This window comes from Pseudomonas sp. MF09156 (assembly GCF_059862305.1).
The window spans coordinates 426,163-447,239 of sequence record NZ_JCBCUR010000004.1 but is presented as its reverse complement, the minus strand read 5'-3'; the positions used below and the strand labels follow the sequence as shown (position 1 = coordinate 447,239).

The following is a 21,077-nucleotide window of genomic DNA, read 5'->3' as shown; positions in this document are numbered from 1 at the left end:
AACGGTCTGTGGGAGGGGGTATGCCTGCCTTGTTGAACCCTTGCGTTGAGTTCGCCAACTGGAATCGTGACTTGCGTGCGGTATGCGGCAATTTCAGCACCGCACGTTCAGATCGACACAGTCTGTTCATTGGCAGCGTCCACGGCCAGGACGTGTGTGGCCTGGAGTTGGCACATATCCGCACCAATGCCGGGCTGATCAGCCGCCAGCACACCCACGGCGATGGGGACGATGACCGCCACTGTTTTCTGATCCTGCAGGGCAGCGGCCATCAGCGCATCCGCCAGCAGCACCGGGTCATCGATCTGGGGCCGGACGATATCGCCCTGGTGGACTCGGCCCAGGCCTTCGAGATCGAGCCCCAGGGGCTGGTGCAAAATACCTCGGTGCATCTGTCGCGCGCCGAGGTCGCCCGGCAATTCGGCCAGCAGCGGCTGTTTGGCAAGCTGGCGCGCAATAGCGTCGCCACCCATACGATTCGTGCACTGGTGCGCTCCCTGGAGGACGCGCAACTGAGTGAAGGTTATGGCGGCGAGAACGATGGCTCGGCCGTAGAGCAGGCCTTGATCGGCCTGGCGGCTGCCGGCCTGGACGAGCGCGCCGAGGGCCAGCCGGGCTTTGCCTGCGTGGGCCATAACGATATTTATGGCCTGGCCACGCGCCTGGTGGAAGCCTCCCTGCAAGAGACCGACCTTGGCCCCGAATACCTGGCGCGGCACCTGAATGTCTCGGTGCGCCAGCTTTACCGGTTGTTCGAGCAGCGCCATGAAAGTATTGCGCGCTACATCCAGCAACGCCGCCTGGAGCGGGTGGCACAGGACCTGCGCGCCCGCGATTTGCGGCATGAGTCGATCACCCAGATCGCCTTCAAGTGGGGCTTTGTCGACGCCGCGCATTTCAGTCGGGCGTTCAAGCGGCATTTCCAACATGCGCCCCGGGACTTTCGCCAGCAGCCGGCATAGGCAGCGCCTTGGCAGGGAATGCCAAGGGCTTTGGCAGCCTCAGTCAAGTGGGCGGGCGTGGCAGGCCCTCTAATAGAGTGGCCAGATCCGATTAATGTTGGAGAACAATAACAATGAAAATACGCAGCCTGCGCCTAGGCATGCCTTTGCTGGCGACCGCGTTCGCCACCCTGGCCCTGGCCGGCCCGGCCCAGGTCGATGGGCCGCGCATCATCGCCGCCGACCGTGAGCCTGGTAACTGGATGAGCCACGGCCGCACCTACGATGAGCAACGCTACAGCCCGCTGGACCGCGTGAATGCCGGTAATGTCGGGCAGTTGGGCATGGCCTGGACCACCAAGCTGGATATCGACAGCGGCACCGAGGCCACGCCGCTGGTGGTCGACGGGGTGATGTACACCACTGGGGCCTTCAGCATCGTTTATGCGATCAATGCCGCCACCGGCGAGTTGCTGTGGAAATACGATCCGAAAGTACCCGCCGAAAACCTCAGCCAAGGCTGCTGCGGCCCGGTCAATCGCGGCGTGGCAGTGTGGCAGGGCAAGGTCTATGTGGGCAGTTTCGATGGGCGCCTGATTGCGCTGGATGCGGGCACTGGCCAGCCGGTGTGGAGCGTCGACACCATCATCGATCGCAGCAAAAGCTACTCCATCACCGGCGCGCCGCGCATCGTCAAGGGCAAGGTGTTGATCGGCAACGGCGGCGCCGAATTCGGTGTGCGCGGCTACGTCACCGCCTACGACGCCGATACCGGCAAGCAAGTGTGGCGCTTCTACACTGTGCCGGGCGACCCCAAGCTGCCAGCAGAAAATGCGGCGATGGCCAAGGCCATGAGCACCTGGGATGGCGACGGTTGGGTCAAGTGGGGCGGTGGTGGCACAGTCTGGGACTCGATGGCCTATGACCCGCAACTGGACCTGCTCTACGTGGGGACTGGCAATGGCTCGCCGTGGAACTATCGGTTTCGCAGCAATGGCAAGGGCGACAACCTGTATGTGTCGTCGATCCTGGCGCTGCGCCCGGATACCGGCGAGTACGTCTGGCACTATCAGGTCACCCCGCAGGACCAGTGGGACTTTACCGCGACCCAGCACATGATCCTCGCCGATATCCAGATTGAGGGCAGCGTGCGCAAGGTGATCATGCAGGCGCCGAAAAACGGCTTCTTTTATGTCCTGGATCGCACCAACGGCAAACTGCTGTCGGCGAAGAACTTCGTGCCCGTGAATTGGGCCAGTGGCATCGACCTGCAAACCGGGCGGCCGATCCTTACCGGCGCAGCGGACTATTCCAAGGAGCCGAAGGTGGTGCAGCCGAGTTTCCTCGGCGGGCACAATTGGCACCCCATGTCCTACAGTCCGAAGACCGGCTACGTGTACATTCCGGCGCAGTACACCCTGGCCGAATTGAAGGCGGCCAAGGCCCCGCAGTTCTTGCCGAATAAATCGGTGGTCAACTTTGGCCTGGATGTGCCGGACCTGCCGGAAGACCCGAAAGCCCTCAACCAGATCCGTGATGCCTGGAGCGGTGAGCTGATCGCCTGGGATCCGGTCAAGCAAGAAGCTGCCTGGAAGCAACCCTACGTCAGCGCCGGCAACGGCGGCACCCTCGCCACGGCTGGCAACCTGGTGTTCCAGGGCACGGCCGATGGGCGGGTGGTGGCCTACCGAGCCGATACCGGCGAGCCACTGTGGGAGCACCGGGCCAACTCCGGCGTGATGGCGGGGCCGGTTACCTATACGGTCAACGGCGAGCAGTACGTGGCGTTTTCCGTGGGTTGGGGCGGGATCCTGCCGCTGCTGACCGGCCCGCTGACCAACAAGGGCAAGGTGCGGGCCGAGTCGCGGGTGATTGCCTTCAAACTGGGTGCCACAGGCCAGCTGCCACCGCCCAAGGCCGCGCCAGTACTGCCGACTACCCGCCAGGTACTCACGGCGACACCGGCGCAACTGGCCCAGGCCCGCGACATGTTCAACGGCCTGTGCGCCGGCTGCCATGGCCTGAACGCGATCAGCGGCGGGGTGGTGCCAGACCTGCGCTACCTGGATGACAACAAGCATGCGGCATTTCCAGCCTTTGTCAGCGGCGCGTTGATCAATAAAGGCATGCCGAACTTCTCCGACATTTTGCAGCGCGAAGACATGGAGTTGCTGCGCCAATACCTGGTCAAGCGTACCCAGGATCTGCAGGCCGATCTCAGCGCCGCTCACTGATCCCGTTTATCTCATGTGTGCCAGGCGACGCCTTTGGGCGGCGCCATGGCCGAGTGTTGCCTCCAATAACAATAACGGTACTTGCCATGAAAACACTTAGCATCCTGACCCTGCTCTTGAGCCTGGTTCCCTTGGCCCACGCCGACGTCAAGCCGGACCCCGGCGACTACACGGCCTTGCCCCAAGGCACCGATGTGGTGGTGCTGTACCAGCAGAACCCGCGGGGTGACAAGGTTTACTCCGGCGGCAAGAAAGTCGCCGACAACCTTGACCTGGACATGACCGTGGGCGTGTTGCGCCTGATCCACTTCACCGAGTTCTTCAACACCGGCCTGACCTGGGACCCGCAGATCGTGATTCCCTTCGGCTACCAGAAGATCGGCGCCAGCGACAGCAAGAACTCGGGGTTGGGCGACATCACGTTTGGCGGTACGGTGTGGACCATTGCGGACCTGGCCAATAACGAACACCTGGGTTGGTCGGCGTTTGTCACCGCGCCCACGGGCAGCGACAAGAACCAGGGATTTGCCCTGAGCAGCAACCGTTGGGCCCTGGATTTCCAGGTGGGCTACATCAAGGGGCTGACCGACAAAATCACCTGGGATGTGATTGCCGAGACCGAGTTCTACGGCGAGCAGCGCGCCACCGATGCCAAGAAGGACCCGCTGCTGCAACTGCACAACCACCTGCGCTACAACTTCACCCCCGAGACATATGCGGCTGTGTCCTATCGCCACAATTGGGGCGCACGCGAGACGCTGGACCATCAAACCCTGGCTACCAGCCGCAGCAATGGCACGCTGGGCTTTACCGTGGCCACGATGTTGGGCAAGCAAGTACAGGTATTAGGGCAATTGATGCATGACACATCGGTGCGCGAAGGGGTGAAGATCGATAATTCGCTGCAGTTTCGCCTGGCGTATTTCTACTGACACCGGGGCCTTATTGTTGGGAGAGGATGCTCTCAAGCAACCCTGGAAATCGCTCAGCCAACACATCGGCCCGCAACGAGTTCATATGGGTGGTGCCCACGCTGCGCGTATGCACCAGCCCGGCGTCACGCAAAACCCGGAAGTGGTGAGACATGCTGGACTTCGGCCGCCCGCCGTCCAGCTCGCCGCAACTGGCTTCTTCCACCCCGGCCAGGCAGCGCACGATGTCCAGGCGCACAGGGTCACTCAACGCGTAGAGCAGGCGTTCGAGGGTCAGGTCTTCGGGGGAGGGGTGTTTAAAGGCTCGCATGAAGCGAATGATAACAGGGCTGGCATTGATTACCATAGTTCGATTAAGATCGAACTATCGAATCAAACGTCACCCTCGTTTCAGGAGTTTTTCATGTCTGCATTATTCGAACCCTTCACGCTCAAAGACGTTACGTTGCGCAATCGCATCGCCATTCCGCCGATGTGCCAATACATGGCCGAAGACGGCCTGGTCAACGACTGGCATCACGTCCACCTTGCCGGTTTGGCCCGGGGCGGCGCTGGCCTGGTGGTGGTCGAGGCGACCGCCGTGGCCCCTGAAGGTCGGATCACTCCAGGTTGCGCGGGGATCTGGAGCGATGCCCATGCCCAAGCCTTTGTGCCCATGGTGCAAGCGATCAAGGCGGCAGGCTCGGTGCCCGGTATCCAGATCGCCCACGCCGGGCGCAAGGCCAGCGCCAATCGCCCATGGGAAGGTGACGACCATATCCCCGCAGACGACGCCCGTGGCTGGCAAACCCTGGCACCTTCGGCCATCGCGTTTGGTGCCAACTTGCCGAAAGTCCCCCAGGCCATGACCCTGGAAGACATCGCCCGGGTACAGCAAGACTTCGTCGATGCCGCACGCCGTGCCCGTGACGCTGGCTTTGAGTGGATCGAACTGCATTTCGCCCACGGTTACCTGGGCCAGAGCTTCTTTTCCGAGCACTCCAACCAGCGCACCGATGCCTACGGCGGCAGCCTCGACAACCGCAGCCGCTTCATGCTGGAAACCCTGGCGGCCGTGCGTGCAGTCTGGCCGGAAAACCTACCGTTGACCGCGCGTTTCGGGGTTATCGAATATGACGGGCGCGACGAACAGACCCTGGAAGAATCCATTCAATTGGCCCGTCGTTTCAAAGATGGCGGCCTGGATCTGTTGAGCGTCAGCGTTGGCTTCACCATCCCCGACACCAATATCCCCTGGGGCCCGGCGTTCATGGGCCCAATCGCCGAGCGCGTGCGCCGCGAAGCCGGTCTGCCGGTCACCTCGGCGTGGGGTTTTGGTACGCCGCAGTTGGCCGAAGGAGCGCTACAGGCTGGTCATCTGGACCTGGTCTCCGTGGGCCGTGCACACCTGGCCGACCCACACTGGGCGTACTTTGCCGCCAAGGAACTGGGGGTGGACAAGGCCTCCTGGACCCTGCCGGCGCCGTACGCGCATTGGCTTGAGCGCTATCGCTAAGCTGTAGGAGCTGGCTTGCCGGCGATGGTCGTCAACGATATCACTGGGCACCAGGATGAATGCGGTGCCTGGTTTTTTTCGCCGGCAAGCCAGCTCCTACAATAACTACGGTTTCAAATTTCGCATTGACGCGAAGGATGTCGCTAGCCGGCGGTAAATCAGATCATCGTCCAGATCGATATCTCCATCGCCGTCGGCATCTTTTCGACTTTTGGCGATAATGCTGCGGTAATTCCAATATTGATCTGGATTTGCCGCGGTCACCGTAAAGTCAGGCCGGGTAAGGTCTCGGTTGCCTTTATTAAAGTGCATGATGTTGACATCTTTTACATTGCTGCCATCAAAGGCAATCAAGATACGGTCAAACAGTCGCTTGCCCTCATGGAATGGGCTCAATGTGACCATCTGCGTTACAAAGTTGGCGGCATTTATGTAATAGCTTCTATCCTCGTCGTCATGTTTTCCGTCGCCATCTGCATCATTGGTCCCGCCAACCGCGTCGTACTTCCAGTTGTCATTACTCGAATAGATCACTACGCGGGCATTGGGGGCATCCAAGTTATAATTGCCTTCGTCATAGCGAGACATTACAACTTCAGGGTTGCCAGCGCCGTCCATATCTCTGAATTCATAAAGTTGTTTGTGGTTCATCTCAGCACCCAATCTTTTAAGTAACTGTCGATGCCAAGCTAAGGCTGGTGTGCCTTAAACGTCTACTGTCATATTTCACAGGTGTCTGCTTATCCAGTGACCTTTCATGACGGCCATGAAAAGTACAATCTTCCATCCGGAACGTGCATTTTGCGCTGCGACCAAGCGCCACATACTGGTCGCGTCGTTACGAACGTTCCCGGTTGTTTTAAGCCTCCTGTCCCGTGAGCGGGGTGCAGGCTGGCCAGGAATGGGGATATCCAATAATAAAGAGAGCACCCATGAAAAAGCCAAATCCTCTGCTGGAAGACCTCAAGTCGGTCTTGCCCACCATTGCTGCCAATGCCTTCGCCGCCGAGCATGATCGGAGCGTGCCTGCCGAGAACATCGCGTTGCTCAAGGGGATCGGCATGCATCGCGCGTTTTTGCCAAAAAAATACGGTGGCATGGAAATTTCACTGCCGCAGTTTGCCCAGTGCATCGCCCTGTTGGCCGGCGCTTGCGCGAGCACCGCGTGGGCGATGAGCCTGCTGTGTACTCACAGCCATCAGATGGCAATGTTTGCGGCAAAGTTGCAGGACGAGGTCTGGGGCACAGACCCCGACGCAACCGCCAGCAGCAGTATCGCGCCGTTCGGTCGTACCGAAGAAGTGCAAGGTGGCGTGACTTTCAGCGGCGAGATGGGCTGGAGTTCGGGGTGTGACCATGCCGAGTGGGCGATCATGGGCTTTCGTCGCAAAAATGCCCAAGGCACCCAGGATTATTGCTTCGCCGTGCTGCCGCGCAGTGACTACACGATTCGTGACGACTGGTTTGCCGTGGGCATGCGTGGCAGCGGCAGCAAGACCTTGATCGTCGACCAGGCCTTCGTCCCCGAGCACCGTATCCAGAAGGCCAGGGACATGATGGAAGGCCAGTCGGCCGGCTTTGGCCTGTACCCCGACAGCAGGATTTTCTTCGCCCCGTACCGTCCGTATTTTGCCAGCGGCTTCTCTACCGTCAGCCTGGGGATCGCCGAGCGCATGCTCGAGGTGTTCCGCGAAAAAACCAAAAACCGTGTGCGTGCCTACACGGGTGCGGCGGTCGGCGCAGCGACCCCTGCACTGATGCGCCTGGCCGAGTCTACCCACCAGGTGGCCGCTGCCCGGGCGTTGCTGGAAAAGAGCTGGGAGGAGATCGCCGAGCACAGCGAACGCCACGAGTACCCCAGTCGCGGCACCCTGGCGTTCTGGCGGACCAACCAGGGCTACGCCACCAAAATGTGCATCCAGGCGGTGGACCGGTTGATGGAGGCGGCAGGCGGTGGCGCCTGGTTTGAATCCAACGAGTTGCAACGGCTGTTCCGCGACGCTCATCTCACCGGGGCGCATGCCTATACCGACTACGACGTTTGCGCACAGATCCTGGGGCGTGAACTGATGGGCCTGGAGCCGGACCCGGCAATGGTCTGACCGACCACTCTTTACCTATAAGAACAATCAGGGCAGGGCCATCGGCCTGCCCGGGAGTCTTGCATGTCTATTGAAAATCCAAGCAGCGCATTCGATACCCGCGCGTTTCGCCGCGCCCTGGGCAATTTCGCCACCGGTGTCACGGTGGTTACGGCGGCTGATGCCAGCGGGCGCAAAGTCGGTGTGACCGCCAACAGCTTCAACTCGGTGTCCCTGGACCCGCCGCTGATCCTGTGGAGCATCGATAAACGCTCGACCAGCCACGAAGTGTTCGAGACGGCCAGCCACTTTGCGGTGAACGTGCTGGCCGCCGATCAGATCGACTTGTCCAACAACTTCGCCCGGCCCAAGGAGGATCGCTTTGCCGAAGTCGAGTACCAGGCCGGCGAGGGCGGCGCGCCGATTCTGGCTGACTGCTCGGCACGCTTTGAGTGTGAGAAGTTCCAGCAGGTAGACGGGGGTGACCACTGGATCATGATTGGCAAAGTGGTCGCGTTCGACGACTGTGGTCGCTCGCCCCTGCTGTATCACCAGGGCGCCTATTCCATGGTGCTGCCGCACACCCGCATGACCAAGCGCGAGGAAGGCCAGGCACCGAGCAGTCATTTCCAGGGCCGCCTGAGCCATAACCTTTACTACCTGATGACCCAGGCGCTGCGGGCCTATCAGGCCAGCTACCAACCGCGCCAACTGAGCACCGGCCTGCGCACCAGTGAGGCGCGGATGCTGATGGTGCTGGAGAACGACGCTGGCCTGAGCCTGGCCCAATTGCAGCGCGAAGTGGCAATGCCGGCACGCGAGATCGAAGAGGCGGTGAACAACCTCAAGCGCAAGGCGTTGGTACGCGACGATCAGGAACGGGTCAAACTCACCCCCAAGGGCATCGACGAAACCGAGTCGCTGTGGACCATCGCCCGCGAGCAGCAGGACCAGGTCTTCAGCCAATTCAGCGATGAGCAGTTGGAGACCTTCAAGACGGTGCTCAAGGCGGTGATCCAGCACTGATTGCTCAGTCCAGGTGCTGGAAATGCTTGACGATAAAGTCGATAAACACTCGGGTCTTGGCCGGCAGGTGGCGTCGTGAGGGATAGACCAGGTTGATTTCCAGGCGGGGCAGGTGCCAGTCGCACAAGACCGGCACCAAGCGCCCGGCGACGATATCGTCGTGTATCACGTAGGTAGGCTGCGCGAGGATGCCCAGGCCCTGCAGCGCCAAGGAGCGCAACAGATAACCGTCGTTGGACTCCAGCGCAGGAGTGACGGGTACGGTGATGGTCTGGTCGTTGCGTTGGAAAGTCAGCTCGTAGGGATCGCTGGCATAGGTGTAGAGCAACAGTGGGTGGTCAGCCAGGGCCTGTGGGTGTTCCGGGTGGCCGCAGCGCTCGAGGTAGTCTGGCGCTGCGGCCAGCAGGCGACGGGTGTCGGTCAGGCGGCGGATCACCAGGCTGGAGTCGGGCTCGCTGTCACGGGTGCGCAGGGCGACGTCGATGTTGTCGTCGATGATGTCGTGGTAGCGGTTCTCGGCCACGATATCCAGGCGCACATCCGGATATTGCGCCTTGAACCTGGGGACCAGCGGCAGGATGTGTTGCAGGCACAGGGACAAGGACGCGGTCACGCGCAACACCCCGGCCGGATGGTTTTTGCTTGCGCTGACCGCTTCGGTCGCACCTTGCATCGCCGTGAGGGCCGCCTTGGACTGGGTATAGAACGCCTGGCCGACTTCGGTGACGAACAGGCGCCGGGTACTGCGCTCTATCAGCCGCACGCCCAGGCGATTCTCCAAGGCCGCCAGGTGCCGGCTGGCGGCGGCACTGGACAGGTCCAGGGCGTCGGCGGCCTTGGTCACGCTGCCCAGTTCCACGACCTTTACAAACAACTCATATTCGGTCCAGCGATCCATCAGCATTGCTCCGCTGCGCGCAAGTGTGTTTTCCATCTACAGAGTTTTTCGGGTGTGTGGTGCCGGTTAACCTTTTTTTGCCCCAGGCAGTCTAGCCGTTGGGTGCAGGGAAAAACTTGATCGGAGTCGAAATGAGCAAGAATCTGGACACAGTGAAGAAGTACTTCAAGTATTGCGTCGATGGTAAGGATGTTGAGCGTGTCGCGCAGTTTTTTGCCGATGATGTGGTGGTTCATCGCCCCGATTGCCCGGCGCCTATCATCGGTGTCGAACCTTTCAAACAGGCCTTGCGCCTGAACGTCACCGAGCGCTACGACTCGATCGTGACCACCTTCCAGAAAGAGGTCGTGGCCGGCGATGTGGTGGTGGTAGCGCTGATGCATCACGCCAAGGGCTCGAACACCTGGCATGGCTTTGATGTGAGCGGCAAGGACTTGGCCTGGAGCGCGCTGACCTATTTTCGCTTCAATGCCCAAGGCAAGGTGGTCGAGGAAATCGTCGAGCGCAATGAGCTGTTCATGGCCAGGCAGCTCGGCATTTTTACCAACGGCGCCTAGCACTTTGCGCGGGGCTGCCGGGCCCCGCGCAAGCGCGCTGATTGTCACGGCGATCAGATAAAATCGAACAGAACCTGGGCAGGCAACCGGGACTTTGACAGGCGCGCGTTGAAGTCTTCGTTGCTGCGATAACCCAGGCTCACCACGACTGTGCTGGTAAACCCGCGTTCGCGCAGGCCCAGTTCGGTATCCAGCACCTTGCTGTCGAAACCTTCCATGGGTGTTGCATCAAGGTCCAGTGCCGCAGCCCCCAGTAACAGGGTGCCCAGGGCCAGATACGTTTGTTTTTCCATCCAGTGCTGGACGTCCTTGAGGTCGTAGCGATGCAGGTTGACAAAGTTGCGTCGTCCTCGGTCCTGGCCTGCCTTGGCTTGCGCGTCGTGAAAGCGTCCATCGCTGGCCTCTTGACTGAGCAAGGCCTGCAGGTACTCTTCGGACATCTGGGTACGGGTACACAGCACCAGCACATGGGAGGCGTCGAGGATTTTTGCCTGGTTGAAGCCAAAGGCACCTTCCACACTGTGGGCAATGCGCGCTTTAGCGTGCTCACTTTCGGCGATCACAAAGTGCCAGGGTTGCGAGTTGACCGACGAGGGACTGTTGCGCAGTTGTTCCAGCAAGGGCTCCAGGGTGGTTTTGGGAATCTTGCGTGAAGCATCGAAGAGTTTGGCGGTGTATCGGCGTTTGGAAAGCGTGAGCATGTCCATCATTAGATCCCCTCTGTTAGCTGAACGTTTTGAATTGAGTTGCTGTGGTGTCCACCCCCTTGAAGCGGGGGTGGACCGGGCTGCTTTCAGGCAATGGCCTGGTAGAAATTCACTTGTGCCTCATCCAGGTAGGCGAGGATCTTCGCCGGCAGGCGCTCGGTAGGCTTGGCCGGGCCGAAGGCCTTGTAGAGGGTTTCAAAATGCGCGTGCAGGTCCTCGACGCTTTGCCATTGTTCATTGAGGAAAAACTTGTTGGGGTTCTCTTCGTCCTGGTGCCACTGATAAACCACGGCCTTGTCATGCTGGTGCGTGAGCTTTTGCGAAACGGCGGCTACATCACGGAAAAACTCGGCCTGTTTACCGGCTTTGATGGTGCCGCTGAACACTAGATAGAGCATGGTGGAATCCTCATTGGTAGGGCATTGCAGAAAGCCTGCAACGCCAAGTTATTCCCCGTGGACAAAGGCTTGTAGCCCGCCCGTGGCGAATTCAGAATGCGTGAAGTGCATTGAAAGACGCGCCTGTTCAGGCCAGCGGCGCCAACCAGCCACGCAAGGTTTGAGGGTGCCTTGCCAGCCAGTCGCTCGCGGCTTCGTCAGCCGACTGTTCGCCACGATTGAAGGCATCGTCGAGCTCGGCAACGATGGCGTTCGACAGGCGAATATTGTCCAGCACCTGGATCTCGGCGGTCGTCAGCAGCGCCAGGCGATCCTCGCGCGCCAGCAGCACGGCCCGGTCGACGCTGCCGAGCAAACCCTTGGGGTCCTTGAGGTCGCGGATGTGATAGCGATGATGCAGGAACTGTGGATGCCACAGCGGGACGATGCCCCATCGCCGCTGGCGATACAGGGCCTCAAAGGCGTCAATGCAATCATCCTGGGTGCCTGTACGGAACAGGTACCCGGCGCGGCCCAAGCCGTACTCGTCCATGATTTTCAGCGAGAACCGGGTAATCCCGGCGCCTGGCCCGATGCCCTGGATCAGCGGGTTCATTCGGGCGCGGACTTGAGGTTTGAGCAGGTCCTCGATGGAGGCCACTTCGTGCTCGCTCACGTAGTCAGGCACCCCCCACAATGCATAGGGCTCGTAATGCAGGCCCAGTTCACGGGTAGGCGTCACCGCGTCGATCGTCTGCTTGTAGATCCCGTGGCTGAAAGGAATCCAGGCTGAGGCAATCATGTCGATCGTGCCTTCGCGCAGTCGCTTGAAGTTGTCTTCGTGCAGGGCATATTGGCGCTCCACGGTCAGGCCCATGTGCTGCATGACCTGCGCGACTACCGCTGCAGTAGCGCGGTGGAACGACAGGTCGGTGACGCCCAGCCGTATACGCCGTGAGCCGTTGGCGATGTTGGCCCGGGCGAAGTCTTGATGGGTCACGGGCAGTTTTTTACCCGGACGCCTTGGTGTGGTTTTACCCATGGTTGTGCCTTCACGATGATGAGCGGTGAGGGGGGCTGGTCCGTTGCCTAGTGCGTGGGTGCCGGCGCCGCGTCAATCTTCACCCGCAGCAGGCTGTAGGGTTTCTGGCGCAGATCCTTGCCTGCGTGAAAAATGCCCTGGCGATGCAACTGGTTGGCCATGAAATACAGATAGCCGTCGGGGCCAATCGACAGGGTGTCGGGCCAGAGCACACGCGGGTCGTGGACGATGGTCTGCCACTGCCCATTCGCCAGGCGTTTGCGCACGCTGTTGTGTTCATAGTCGCCGGCATAGAGGGCTCCGGAAGCGTCTGCCTCAAGCCCATCGGAGGCGCCTTTTTCGCCAAGGTCCTGGACTGCCATGTCGAGCCGCGTTTCGCTGACCGAAGGATCACGCAGGAGCGCGGTCGGTACCGAGTACAGATGGCGGCTGGACAGCGGGCAGAAGTACAAGGTCTGGCCGTCAGCCGACAGGGCGATGCCATCGGACGCTACTGCAAAGGGCCGGGTGCTGCCGTCGGCGTTGCGAACCTGCAAGACCTGGCCTTCGACCTTGGGTACGAAGGTCGGATCTACGGAGGTCGACGTGGCGCCACTGAGGCGGCGAATGGCGGTACCGCTGGCAATGTCCATGACGATGATCGCCCCGGGACCGCTGAGCGAGGAGTCGGTGATATAGATCACGCCTTCGTCCCCCACCCGAAAGTCAAAGCGCATGTCGTTGACGTAGGTGCTGGGCAGCATCACGTTTTTCGGGAAGACCAGGGTCTTGACCACTTTATTGCTGGCCAGGTCGACGGCCACCAGCTTGGCGCCGCCTGGTATTGGCGATGCGAAGCCGGGGGCGGCAGTATCCAGGATCCAGATACGCCCGCGACCATCGGCCACCACACTTTGCACGCTGATAAAACCCTTGGCCGGGTCGTTCGGGTTGGCCTGGTTCATCGCCAGGTCAGGATAGGGCACGACCTTGCCATTGCGCAGCTCCGCGACGGTAAACGGCACGGCATCGCCCCATCGTGGAAAATTGACAAAAATCCGCCCGTTTTCGGCAACGCTGACGCCAGTGGGCATGGCGTCGTGGAAAGCGAACACCTGCTCGATGACGCCAACGGTTTGTTCACTGGGCAACGACGAGCGCTGGGCCGCATGGCTGTCGAGGGCAATCGTCAGGGCCAGGGCCGACCAGATAAAGGGGTGCTTGAGGTGCATGAAGAGCTCCAGGATCAGCAGGTAAGGGCGCGTTGTGGCCCATGGTGTGCGTTCCCGGCATGTGGAAAAAGCCACTAATGGCGCTAACAGTTTCATCGCAATCGAGAAAGTGCAGGCGTTGTTCGCCAGCCAACAGTCAATCAACAGTTTGCTGGTTTACGGGGCAGTGGAGTGTTCACGGGGCCATTGCGATGCAGGGATTCAAGGGGTTTTCAATCTTGGCGTGACTCCTGCAACGGCGCTTGCCTGGCTGTTTAACGCAAGACCGCGGAGCACGGACCACCGCACGCGCCTTCCAACGATAGGAGCAGTCCCTATGAGCGTGCATAAACTACGACCAGCGCAGGCTGTGAAATGGCCCGCCGAGTGGGTAGCGGGCCTGCCCGAGGCCCTGGAGCAATTGCAGCGCTGGGCCCAGGTCCGCCCGTTGCACTGCGCGTTGCGCCACAAGCGGCATGGCCGGTGGTATGCCTGGCGCTGGATCGATGCCCTGCGTGATGTGGAGCGCCTGGCCGATGGGCTGCGCCAGCACGGGTTTGGCGAGTATTCGCGGTTGGTGGTGAGCGGGCCCTTCGAGCCCAATCTGTTGCTGCTGGCCTTGGCGGCCCAGGCCATTGGCGGGCAGGTGTTGACGCTGTCTGACACCCTGCAACCCAGTGCGCTACACGGGCAAATCTGGCGGGTGCGCCCCAGCCATGCCTATGTCCCGGACCGTCAGCAGTTGCAGCATTGGCTCATGGTCGTCGGTAGCAGCGCCGCCCCGCAGGTGTTGATCAGCGATCAGCAAGTGCCTGGCAGCGAGGTGGTTGGCTTCGCCCGGCTGCTCGGCCCGGTGGAGGCGCTGCAACGCCTGAATCGTTGGTGGCAGCCCAGCGGCGAAACCACGTTATGGAGCGAGGAGGGCACGCACTGGCAAGGTGGCCTTGCGGTGCTGTTCGAACAATGGCTCAACAGCGGCCAGGGCCTGGCTTTTGCGCAAAGTCCCGGCTCTGCCCGGCGTGACCGCAGCGAGGTGGCGCCCACCGGTTTGCTGTTGTCGCCGGCCAGGTTGCAGCACCTGGCTGACGAGATCCAAGGCAGCCTTGAGCCCCGCAGTACCTGGCGCCGGCGCTTGCACGACTGGGCCCTAGCCCACCCGCAGAGCGGCCTGCACCAGTTGATCAGAAACCAGCTGCGACGGCGCCTGGGTTTGCAGCGGTTGCAGTTTATCTGGCAGGCCTCCAGTGTGCGCCAAGGCCGTCAATGGCTGGATGAACTCAAACGCGATAGTGCATGATCGGGCAATGCGTCACACGGCGGCGTCCCAGGTGTTGGGCGCCAGGCAATTGGCATGATATTTATCCGGGCATACGGTAAGGGCGCATTTACATGAGTGAAACCGAACGCGGACAGGCGACAAAGGCCATCCGCAACGCCGATGTGCTGATCATCGGTGGGGGGCTGAGCGGCACGATGCTGGCCGTGCAGTTGCTGCGTTTGCCTGGCACCCGGCAGATTCTGGTGATCGAGCCGCGCCCGGAGCTTGGGCGCGGTGAAGCCTATAGCGCGGTGGAGCTGGGACACACCCTCAATGGCAACGCGGCGCGCATGAGCGTGGACCCGGACAACGCCGATGACTTGACCCAGTGGTTGACCGAGTACATCGCCGCCGGCGGCTGGCCAGAGTCGGACCAGCAACATGTGCCTGTGAGCGAGCTGTTCCCACCCCGGGGGATTTTTGGCCTGTACGCGCAGCAGCGCCTGGCGCAGGCCCGGGCGGGGTCGGCGTCGACGGTGGAGCATGTTCGCGCCGAGGTCGTCGACGTGCAGGTCGAGCCGGTGGGTGTGCGCCTGACCCTGGATGACGGCCAGCAATTGCGCGGCGCCCAGGCGGTACTGGCCACGGGGATGTTCCCCGCAGCGCGCACGCCACAAACCCAATCCAGCGGCTTGAATGCGGCGGCGGTTGACCCGTGGGATGTGCAGGCGATGACGCAACTGGACCCCCAGTCGACGGTGCTGATCATCGGCTCCGGCCTGACCATGGTCGATGCCGTGGTGTCCCTGGAGCAGGCCTGCCATCGCGGGCCGATCGAGATCTTTTCGCGCCATGGCCTGTTGCCCCATGTGCGCCGACAACCACCGGCCTGGGCGGATTTTCTCGCTGAAGATCACCGCCTGCGCAGCCCGCTGCAATTACTGCGGGCAGTGCGCCGTCAATGCCACAGCGCCCAGGCCCAGGGTATCGACTGGCAAGCGCCACTGGATACCGTGCGTGCCCATATCGGCCGTTTGTGGAGCCAGGCCAGCGAACGCCAGAAACGCCAGTTCGTGCGCCATGTGCGACCCTGGTGGGAGAGCCATCACCATCGCTCGCCACCCCTGAGTGCGGCGTTAGTGGCGCGGTTGCACGAGCAAGGGCGCCTGCGGATCCACGCTGCGTCGTTCCTGGGCCTGGAGCCCACAGTAAACGGCGTGGTGACCCTGCGCCTGCGCCGTCGGGGCGAACAGCACATCACCCACGTCAGTGGCGCGGCGTTGATCAACTCCAGCGGGATCGAATATGACTGGCGCCGCGTGGCCCGGCCTTTGCCCCGGCAACTGCTGGCACGCGGCTTGATCAAACCCGGGCCATTGGCGTTGGGGATTGCAGCGCATGCCTCGGGGGCGGTGCTGGACGCGCAGGGAGTGGCCAGTGAGCGACTCTTCGCCATGGGCCCACCGCTGCGTGGGATGTGGTGGGAGAGCACGGCGGTGACGGATGTGGCAATCCAGGCCAAGGCACTGGCATGTCGTTTAGGAGCCTCCGCTTACCACCTTTAGCTTCTTCAGGATTGCGATGCAGATGCACGCGTCCTGAAAAGCCGTCCCGACCGAAGAAAAAATCGTGGTCTCGCGTTGGTGAACGGCATACTGGCTGTTCAGCATTTGAGCAATGGATATTGAGTTTTGGTGATAATCCCCAGCCTCTTCAATCGCGGCTTTTCGATCCTCCACCATTAAGATCGCCCGGTGCAGAAGCTCCAACGGGAACTCACGCGACACCAGTGTGTGCTTGCCTATCGCGTTTATATGGGCGCCCTTTGCTACGTCGCAGGCAGAGAACAAGGGGGCTGCGCAAGTGGTCGCCGTGCAGATGATGTCGGCGCCTGAGACTGCCTGGCGCACGCTATGGTGGCTGATGTATTCAATCTCACGGACGAACCGGTTTTTTGCGTCAGCTATAAAACGCTCTGTACTTGTCTGGCTTGTAGAGCAGACGGCCACCTGCTTTACCTTTCTGACGCTCAACACAGCCTCAAATACCGCCATTGCCTGAGCACCTGCGCCGATGACGGCAACTTTTTTGGAGTGGGCCATTGCCAGCAAATCAGTCGCCAATCCTGCAGTGGCACCGGTGCGTAGAGCGGTTATGGCTGCTGCATCCATTTGGGCTTTTATCTGCCCTGTAGCGCCATCTTGTATAACAATCACTCCACCTATAGATGGTCGTCCATAGGCTTTGTTGAGCAAGTGATGAGATACAATCTTCACCATAAATAGATTGTGAGCGTGAGAGTAGTAGGGCATTACTCCAAACGTTGCATGTTTTTCCTGGACTCTCACGATAGTTCGCGCAGGGTTGTTGTCGCTTGAACTGCTGTATGACCGATAGTTTTCACGGAGTACGTCAATCGCCTCTTCCATACTGATGGTGTTTTTTATCAAAGACTCATCGAGGATTTTCATAGGCCACTCACCCCAAGGGTACTTGGTCGAGAGCAATCAGAAAGCTGCGCTCGTAGGATAAACATATTTGCCCGTTGGCCTTGAGCCCTTTTGTCCGGACCGTAACTATGCCTTGCCCGGGGCGACTGGCGGAGGGGCGTTTGTGGATGACTTCGCTTTCTGCATACAAGGTATCGCCAACAAAAACCGGGGCTATCAGACGGACATTATCCCAGCCCAAATTGGCAATTGCTTTTGCGCTCGTGCTCGCCAGGCTCATCCCGCCAACAATTGAAAAGGTCACCAGGCTCGATACCAGTATTTGTCCAAATTCGGTGTGCTTTGCATATTCTGCATTGATGTGGGCGGGGTGGTTATTCATACAGATTAACGACATCCAGACGTTATCCGCTTCTGTCACCGTGCGGCCTGGCCGGTGTTCAAATATGTCGCCAATGATAAAGTCTTCGAAGCCAAGCCCATGATCCTCACGATAGCGTCCGGGACCGACTTTGGTTAGTTTACTTAGTGCCTTGCTGCCGGGGAGCGATTGATTGATGTTCATGCTGGCTTCCTATTGGTTCTTGAGAGCGATTCGTTAATTGCCAAAAGCCTGCGGGCCATGATTTCGAAAGGGGGGCCGAGCATTTCCCCATCTAAGGTGGATATTGCTGTTGTTGGTTCGGCTGCTTCGAGGCATTTGATAATGGCTCGTGCTTTTTTCAGTTCGATTGCTGTCGGGGTAAATAATCTATTTATCAGTTCTACCTGAGTTGGGTGAATGGCAATTTTCCCCGAATAGCCAAATTCTTTGGCCAGTTCGATTTCTGCTCTCAGCGCTTTTTCGTTGTTCAGTTTGAAACAGGGCGAGTCAATGACCATTAGCCCCATGCTGAGGGCGGCGATGGCTATATCGCACTTGATTTGGGTAAGTGCGCGCTCTGCAATTTTGAAATTGATCTCTGATGAGAGGTCAGCACTACCTAAAATCAAGCCGCGCAGGCTTGTTCTTTCATTGATAATAGCGTCGATGCAGCGCAATCCTTTTAACGTTTCGATGATTGCAAAGGTTTTTACTCGTTGGCCAGTAGCGCATGTCAATTCATTAAGGACTTTCAGTTCGCCGGCTGACTCTACTTTGGGGATGATTAAATATTCGGGGGTGATGTTGTGGTCCAACAAGAAAACCAGGTCTCTGATGCCTTCGGATTTGGTGAGTGTGTTAACTCTTATCGCTAGATTGCGTCGGTTGCGGATAGAGTGGTCCAATGCCAGCAGTTGCTCGCGTGCAAATTGCTTTTTGCACATGGGGACTGAGTCTTCCAAGTCCAGCAATACGATGTCGGCTTTAGATTCAATGATTTTCCGTTCTATATGCTTTTGGCTCGCGGGCATGCATAGCCAACTTCTAGTCAATGTGTCCATATCAAGCCTCTCTTTTCAGAATGAGAAGTGCTGTGACTACACCAAGTCCACTGAGGCATGCCGTGAGCAGTGCCACAGTTTGAATACCGTAAGGGATAAAAAAAGTCGCAAGAGCGCCAAATGTTAATGCTACCAATTGTTGCAGGAAGCTAAATAGCATCATTGGATTGGCGCCGGGTAACCCGTTTACTGCCATGGCTGCTGTACATGGGTAGAGCGTCGCCTGGGCGTACCAAATAACCAAGTAGCCGCCAATAACCAAGTGGATTGACATATTTTGCCAGGCGGCCAAAAACAACACGCTGCTCGAGGCGACTAATAGGCAGGCGCCAAAAATTGATAATTGGCAAACACTGACAGCACTCAAGGCTCGCCTTACCGTGAATGCACCTAAGTAATAAGCCAGCCCCAGCCACAAGCCGAAGGTGCCATAGTCGGCGCTATTCCAGCGGAAGTTGGAATGAAATACGTACGCTCCGATACCTTGATAGACAATAAAAATCCCATAGCCGCAGCCTCCTAAAATGACAGGTAGATAGAAGCTGGGCTGGGTTGCAATGGCATAGTATTTCGGCGTTAATGCGGATTCTTTTGCTAGTGTGTCCAGTTTGTAAAGGTGGCTGCGTATGTTAAGCGCTAGTGCGCTGATAAGTATCACTGCGATGATCATTAGGCATGGCAGCGCAATCCAGTTAAGGCTAGACACCAGAAAGCCGCCCACTACTTGCCCGCCGATAAGTGCAAGAATAAATGAATAGGATAATACAGACAGGTTTTTCGCAAGGGCCGCCCCTGATGAGATGTCCGTTAACAGTGCCCTGCCGATCAGAGCACCTCCACCAGCACCTAAACCTTGCGTGAATCGGGAGAAAAAGAATGCCTCGGGGCCAAAACTGAATAAAGATAGTGCGCTACCTATGAGTAAGATTGCGCAGCAAACGAGAACTGCAGTGTAGCGCCCGAAACTGCTAATGAGGCGTGACATAAAAGCTATCGGTAGTACAGCGCCACCCAAATAAAATAGTAGGATTTTATAACCCTTTGCTTCTTCTATATTTAGTTGCGGGGCGAGTTGGGTTGTTGCAGGTATATACAGTGTTACACCAAGCTGGGCGATTATGGTCGTGCAACATGCGAGAAGGAGTACCCGCTGGGTGGATGATGACATGTAAATTCCCTTTATTACGACGTCCTAAGGTACGGGGTTGCATCTACAGCATTGAGTTTACCGCTGTGCAAAACTGTTTTAAGTCGTCTGGGGCCAGGTTTGCCCTGAGCATGACGCGCAGGCCTGGAGTTGATCTGGGAACGACAGGGTAAAATAACGGTGAGGTATAAAACCCAAGCTTCATGAGTTTTGTCGCAGTGGTGATTGCATGTTGCTCATCACTCATGGGAATCAACCTGATAGGTAATCCATCTCCTGCCAAGGTGGTCTTGATGTGGGTGTCGAACAGTTGGATATTGGTCGTCAATTTGTTTTGCAGGCGTTGCAGTTCTGTGGATTTATGTATTTTTGCGGACGCGATGATTGCACCCAAGCCAGCTGTGTTGATTCGTTGGGACCAAGAGAGAGGGCCGCCAAATCGCAATAAGGCTGATTTGCTAATCGACGCATCAAAGAAGATCGCCCCGCCAGATGCACCAAAGCCCTTGTTCAATGATGCAATTATCATGGTATTGCTGTTGAGTGCGCCCATTGTATTGAGAACTAATCCGCAGCCATTTACGCCCTGTGCCGACAGGCCATGAGCTTCGTCATACAGAACAAATAAGCCGTACTTGTCTTGCAGGGTCATTAGTTCCGATATATTGGCGCATCCTCCCGTGCTATAGACGCCATCCGCGATGTAAGCAACCCGTTGCTTTTGCTTGCAGCAGTCTTCCAGGAAGTTCAAGTCATTGTGCGGTGCTGTCATGACTTCGGATTCATCTGCACAAACGGCTTTCATCAAGCTCAAGCAGAAGTGTGCGGATTGGTCAAAGACCATTAGCGGCGGGATATTTTGTGTAAATACACCTGCAGCAAGTAAAGGAAGCATTGCTGCGGCGGCTGAAGCGCATGAAACCGTAGTCAGCACCTCGACGCAGAACAGATCTGACAGTGCAAGTTCTGCCTCTTCCAATAGAGGTAAACAAATTCGAACGCGGGAAGTGGAGGAGTTTAAGGTTTGCGACGAGTCTAATGCAGCTATTGCGCCCTTCAAGATTTCGATATTGGAGTCCAGGCCAAGGTAGGAGTAAGAGCACATGTTTATGAATTTGTGGTCATCGACTTGCATGAAACCGTCACTGAGGTTATCGGCGACAATTGCGCTCATTCGGGCTTCTTGTGTTCGACTCCAAAATAAATCACCGCCGGCCAGCATTTTTTTGATGTTTGAATAACGATTCATATTGCGCACCTGTCGCCCAAGGCAAAACGGATGACCATACTTTTCTAAGGAGTATTTTTTTACAATAT

Annotated in this window: 21 protein-coding genes; 9 read left to right on the top strand and 12 right to left on the bottom strand. The window is 58.6% G+C overall.

From position 1 onward, the window contains the following. Positions 1–20 precede the first annotated feature (20 nt). From feaR to AC19YY_RS13490, 3 genes are all read left to right on the top strand, one after another. Positions 21–962: a transcriptional regulator FeaR gene (gene feaR / locus AC19YY_RS13500; protein ID WP_169953010.1), complete on the top strand. Its 942-nt coding sequence runs from the start codon at positions 21–23 to the stop codon at positions 960–962. Positions 963–1,075: 113 nt separating this feature from the next. Beyond that, complete coding sequence (locus AC19YY_RS13495; protein ID WP_500604341.1) at positions 1,076–3,175, top strand: PQQ-dependent dehydrogenase, methanol/ethanol family; 2,100 nt, start codon at positions 1,076–1,078, stop codon at positions 3,173–3,175. Positions 3,176–3,261: 86 nt separating this feature from the next. Further along, complete coding sequence (locus tag AC19YY_RS13490) at positions 3,262–4,107, top strand: transporter (protein ID WP_169953013.1); 846 nt, start codon at positions 3,262–3,264, stop codon at positions 4,105–4,107. Positions 4,108–4,117: 10 nt separating this feature from the next. Here AC19YY_RS13490 and AC19YY_RS13485 read toward each other — a convergent pair whose 3' ends face one another. Further along, positions 4,118–4,453 (bottom strand): ArsR/SmtB family transcription factor, encoded by a 336-nt coding sequence (locus AC19YY_RS13485; protein ID WP_169953015.1) that lies wholly within the window; start codon positions 4,451–4,453, stop codon positions 4,118–4,120. A 57-nt stretch (positions 4,454–4,510) separates the two neighbouring features. On the opposite strand from AC19YY_RS13485, the gene AC19YY_RS13480 reads away from it, so the two are divergent. Next, the gene (locus AC19YY_RS13480; protein ID WP_170057198.1) at positions 4,511–5,602 is read left to right on the top strand and encodes an NADH:flavin oxidoreductase/NADH oxidase; all 1,092 of its coding nucleotides are present in this window, start codon (positions 4,511–4,513) and stop codon (positions 5,600–5,602) included. Positions 5,603–5,707: 105 nt separating this feature from the next. Here AC19YY_RS13480 and AC19YY_RS13475 read toward each other — a convergent pair whose 3' ends face one another. Then, positions 5,708–6,253 (bottom strand): hypothetical protein, encoded by a 546-nt coding sequence (locus AC19YY_RS13475; RefSeq protein ID WP_500604340.1) that lies wholly within the window; start codon positions 6,251–6,253, stop codon positions 5,708–5,710. Positions 6,254–6,534: 281 nt separating this feature from the next. Here AC19YY_RS13475 and AC19YY_RS13470 point away from each other — a divergent pair, with 281 nt between their 5' ends. After that, on the top strand, positions 6,535–7,704 hold the full coding sequence (locus AC19YY_RS13470) for a p-hydroxyphenylacetate 3-hydroxylase oxygenase component (protein ID WP_500604339.1): 1,170 nt from the start codon (positions 6,535–6,537) through the stop codon (positions 7,702–7,704). Between the two features lie 63 nt (positions 7,705–7,767). Next, on the top strand, positions 7,768–8,709 hold the full coding sequence (locus AC19YY_RS13465) for a p-hydroxyphenylacetate 3-hydroxylase reductase component (protein ID WP_492633356.1): 942 nt from the start codon (positions 7,768–7,770) through the stop codon (positions 8,707–8,709). Positions 8,710–8,713: 4 nt separating this feature from the next. Here the strand turns inward: AC19YY_RS13465 and AC19YY_RS13460 are convergent, their stop codons facing one another. Beyond that, on the bottom strand, positions 8,714–9,607 hold the full coding sequence (locus AC19YY_RS13460) for a LysR family transcriptional regulator (RefSeq protein ID WP_169953029.1): 894 nt from the start codon (positions 9,605–9,607) through the stop codon (positions 8,714–8,716). A gap of 131 nt (positions 9,608–9,738) precedes the next feature. Between AC19YY_RS13460 and AC19YY_RS13455 the strand changes: the two genes are divergently transcribed. Beyond that, positions 9,739–10,164: an ester cyclase gene (locus AC19YY_RS13455; RefSeq protein WP_169953031.1), complete on the top strand. Its 426-nt coding sequence runs from the start codon at positions 9,739–9,741 to the stop codon at positions 10,162–10,164. 53 nt (positions 10,165–10,217) lie between these two features. Here AC19YY_RS13455 and nfsB read toward each other — a convergent pair whose 3' ends face one another. The 4 genes from nfsB to AC19YY_RS13435 form a co-directional block, all read right to left on the bottom strand. Further along, the gene (gene nfsB, locus AC19YY_RS13450; protein ID WP_169953034.1) at positions 10,218–10,871 is read right to left on the bottom strand and encodes an oxygen-insensitive NAD(P)H nitroreductase; all 654 of its coding nucleotides are present in this window, start codon (positions 10,869–10,871) and stop codon (positions 10,218–10,220) included. A gap of 86 nt (positions 10,872–10,957) precedes the next feature. Next, the gene (locus tag AC19YY_RS13445; protein WP_169953036.1) at positions 10,958–11,269 is read right to left on the bottom strand and encodes a putative quinol monooxygenase; all 312 of its coding nucleotides are present in this window, start codon (positions 11,267–11,269) and stop codon (positions 10,958–10,960) included. 127 nt (positions 11,270–11,396) lie between these two features. Further along, the gene (locus AC19YY_RS13440; RefSeq protein ID WP_500604338.1) at positions 11,397–12,290 is read right to left on the bottom strand and encodes a glycine betaine ABC transporter substrate-binding protein; all 894 of its coding nucleotides are present in this window, start codon (positions 12,288–12,290) and stop codon (positions 11,397–11,399) included. Positions 12,291–12,337: 47 nt separating this feature from the next. Next, positions 12,338–13,501 carry an L-dopachrome tautomerase-related protein gene (locus AC19YY_RS13435; protein WP_500604337.1) on the bottom strand — a complete coding sequence of 388 codons (1,164 nt, stop codon included), beginning with the start codon at positions 13,499–13,501 and terminating at the stop codon, positions 12,338–12,340. Between the two features lie 316 nt (positions 13,502–13,817). Between AC19YY_RS13435 and AC19YY_RS13430 the strand changes: the two genes are divergently transcribed. Both AC19YY_RS13430 and AC19YY_RS13425 read left to right on the top strand, forming a co-directional pair. Continuing rightward, positions 13,818–14,777 carry an AMP-binding protein gene (locus AC19YY_RS13430; RefSeq protein WP_500604336.1) on the top strand — a complete coding sequence of 320 codons (960 nt, stop codon included), beginning with the start codon at positions 13,818–13,820 and terminating at the stop codon, positions 14,775–14,777. 92 nt (positions 14,778–14,869) lie between these two features. Next, positions 14,870–16,303, top strand: a complete 1,434-nt coding sequence (locus AC19YY_RS13425) for an FAD/NAD(P)-binding protein (protein ID WP_500604335.1) — start codon at positions 14,870–14,872, stop codon at positions 16,301–16,303. Here the strand turns inward: AC19YY_RS13425 and AC19YY_RS13420 are convergent. From AC19YY_RS13420 to AC19YY_RS13400, 5 genes are read right to left on the bottom strand one after another with little or no spacing between them, the layout of a single operon-like run. Next, positions 16,277–17,209 (bottom strand): ornithine cyclodeaminase family protein, encoded by a 933-nt coding sequence (locus AC19YY_RS13420; protein WP_500604334.1) that lies wholly within the window; start codon positions 17,207–17,209, stop codon positions 16,277–16,279. The two genes, AC19YY_RS13425 and AC19YY_RS13420, sit on opposite strands and share 27 nt — an antisense overlap. Positions 17,210–17,216: 7 nt before the next feature. Continuing rightward, complete coding sequence (locus AC19YY_RS13415) at positions 17,217–17,753, bottom strand: MaoC family dehydratase (RefSeq protein ID WP_172311605.1); 537 nt, start codon at positions 17,751–17,753, stop codon at positions 17,217–17,219. Beyond that, positions 17,750–18,613 carry an HpcH/HpaI aldolase/citrate lyase family protein gene (locus AC19YY_RS13410; protein WP_500604333.1) on the bottom strand — a complete coding sequence of 288 codons (864 nt, stop codon included), beginning with the start codon at positions 18,611–18,613 and terminating at the stop codon, positions 17,750–17,752. Before AC19YY_RS13410 ends, AC19YY_RS13415 begins: the two co-directional genes overlap by 4 nt. A gap of 1 nt (position 18,614) precedes the next feature. Continuing rightward, a complete protein-coding gene (locus tag AC19YY_RS13405) occupies positions 18,615–19,781 on the bottom strand; it encodes an MFS transporter (RefSeq protein WP_500604332.1) in 1,167 nt (388 codons plus the stop codon). Positions 19,782–19,824: 43 nt separating this feature from the next. Continuing rightward, on the bottom strand, positions 19,825–21,009 hold the full coding sequence (locus AC19YY_RS13400) for an aminotransferase class I/II-fold pyridoxal phosphate-dependent enzyme (protein WP_500604331.1): 1,185 nt from the start codon (positions 21,007–21,009) through the stop codon (positions 19,825–19,827). Positions 21,010–21,077 lie beyond the last annotated feature (68 nt).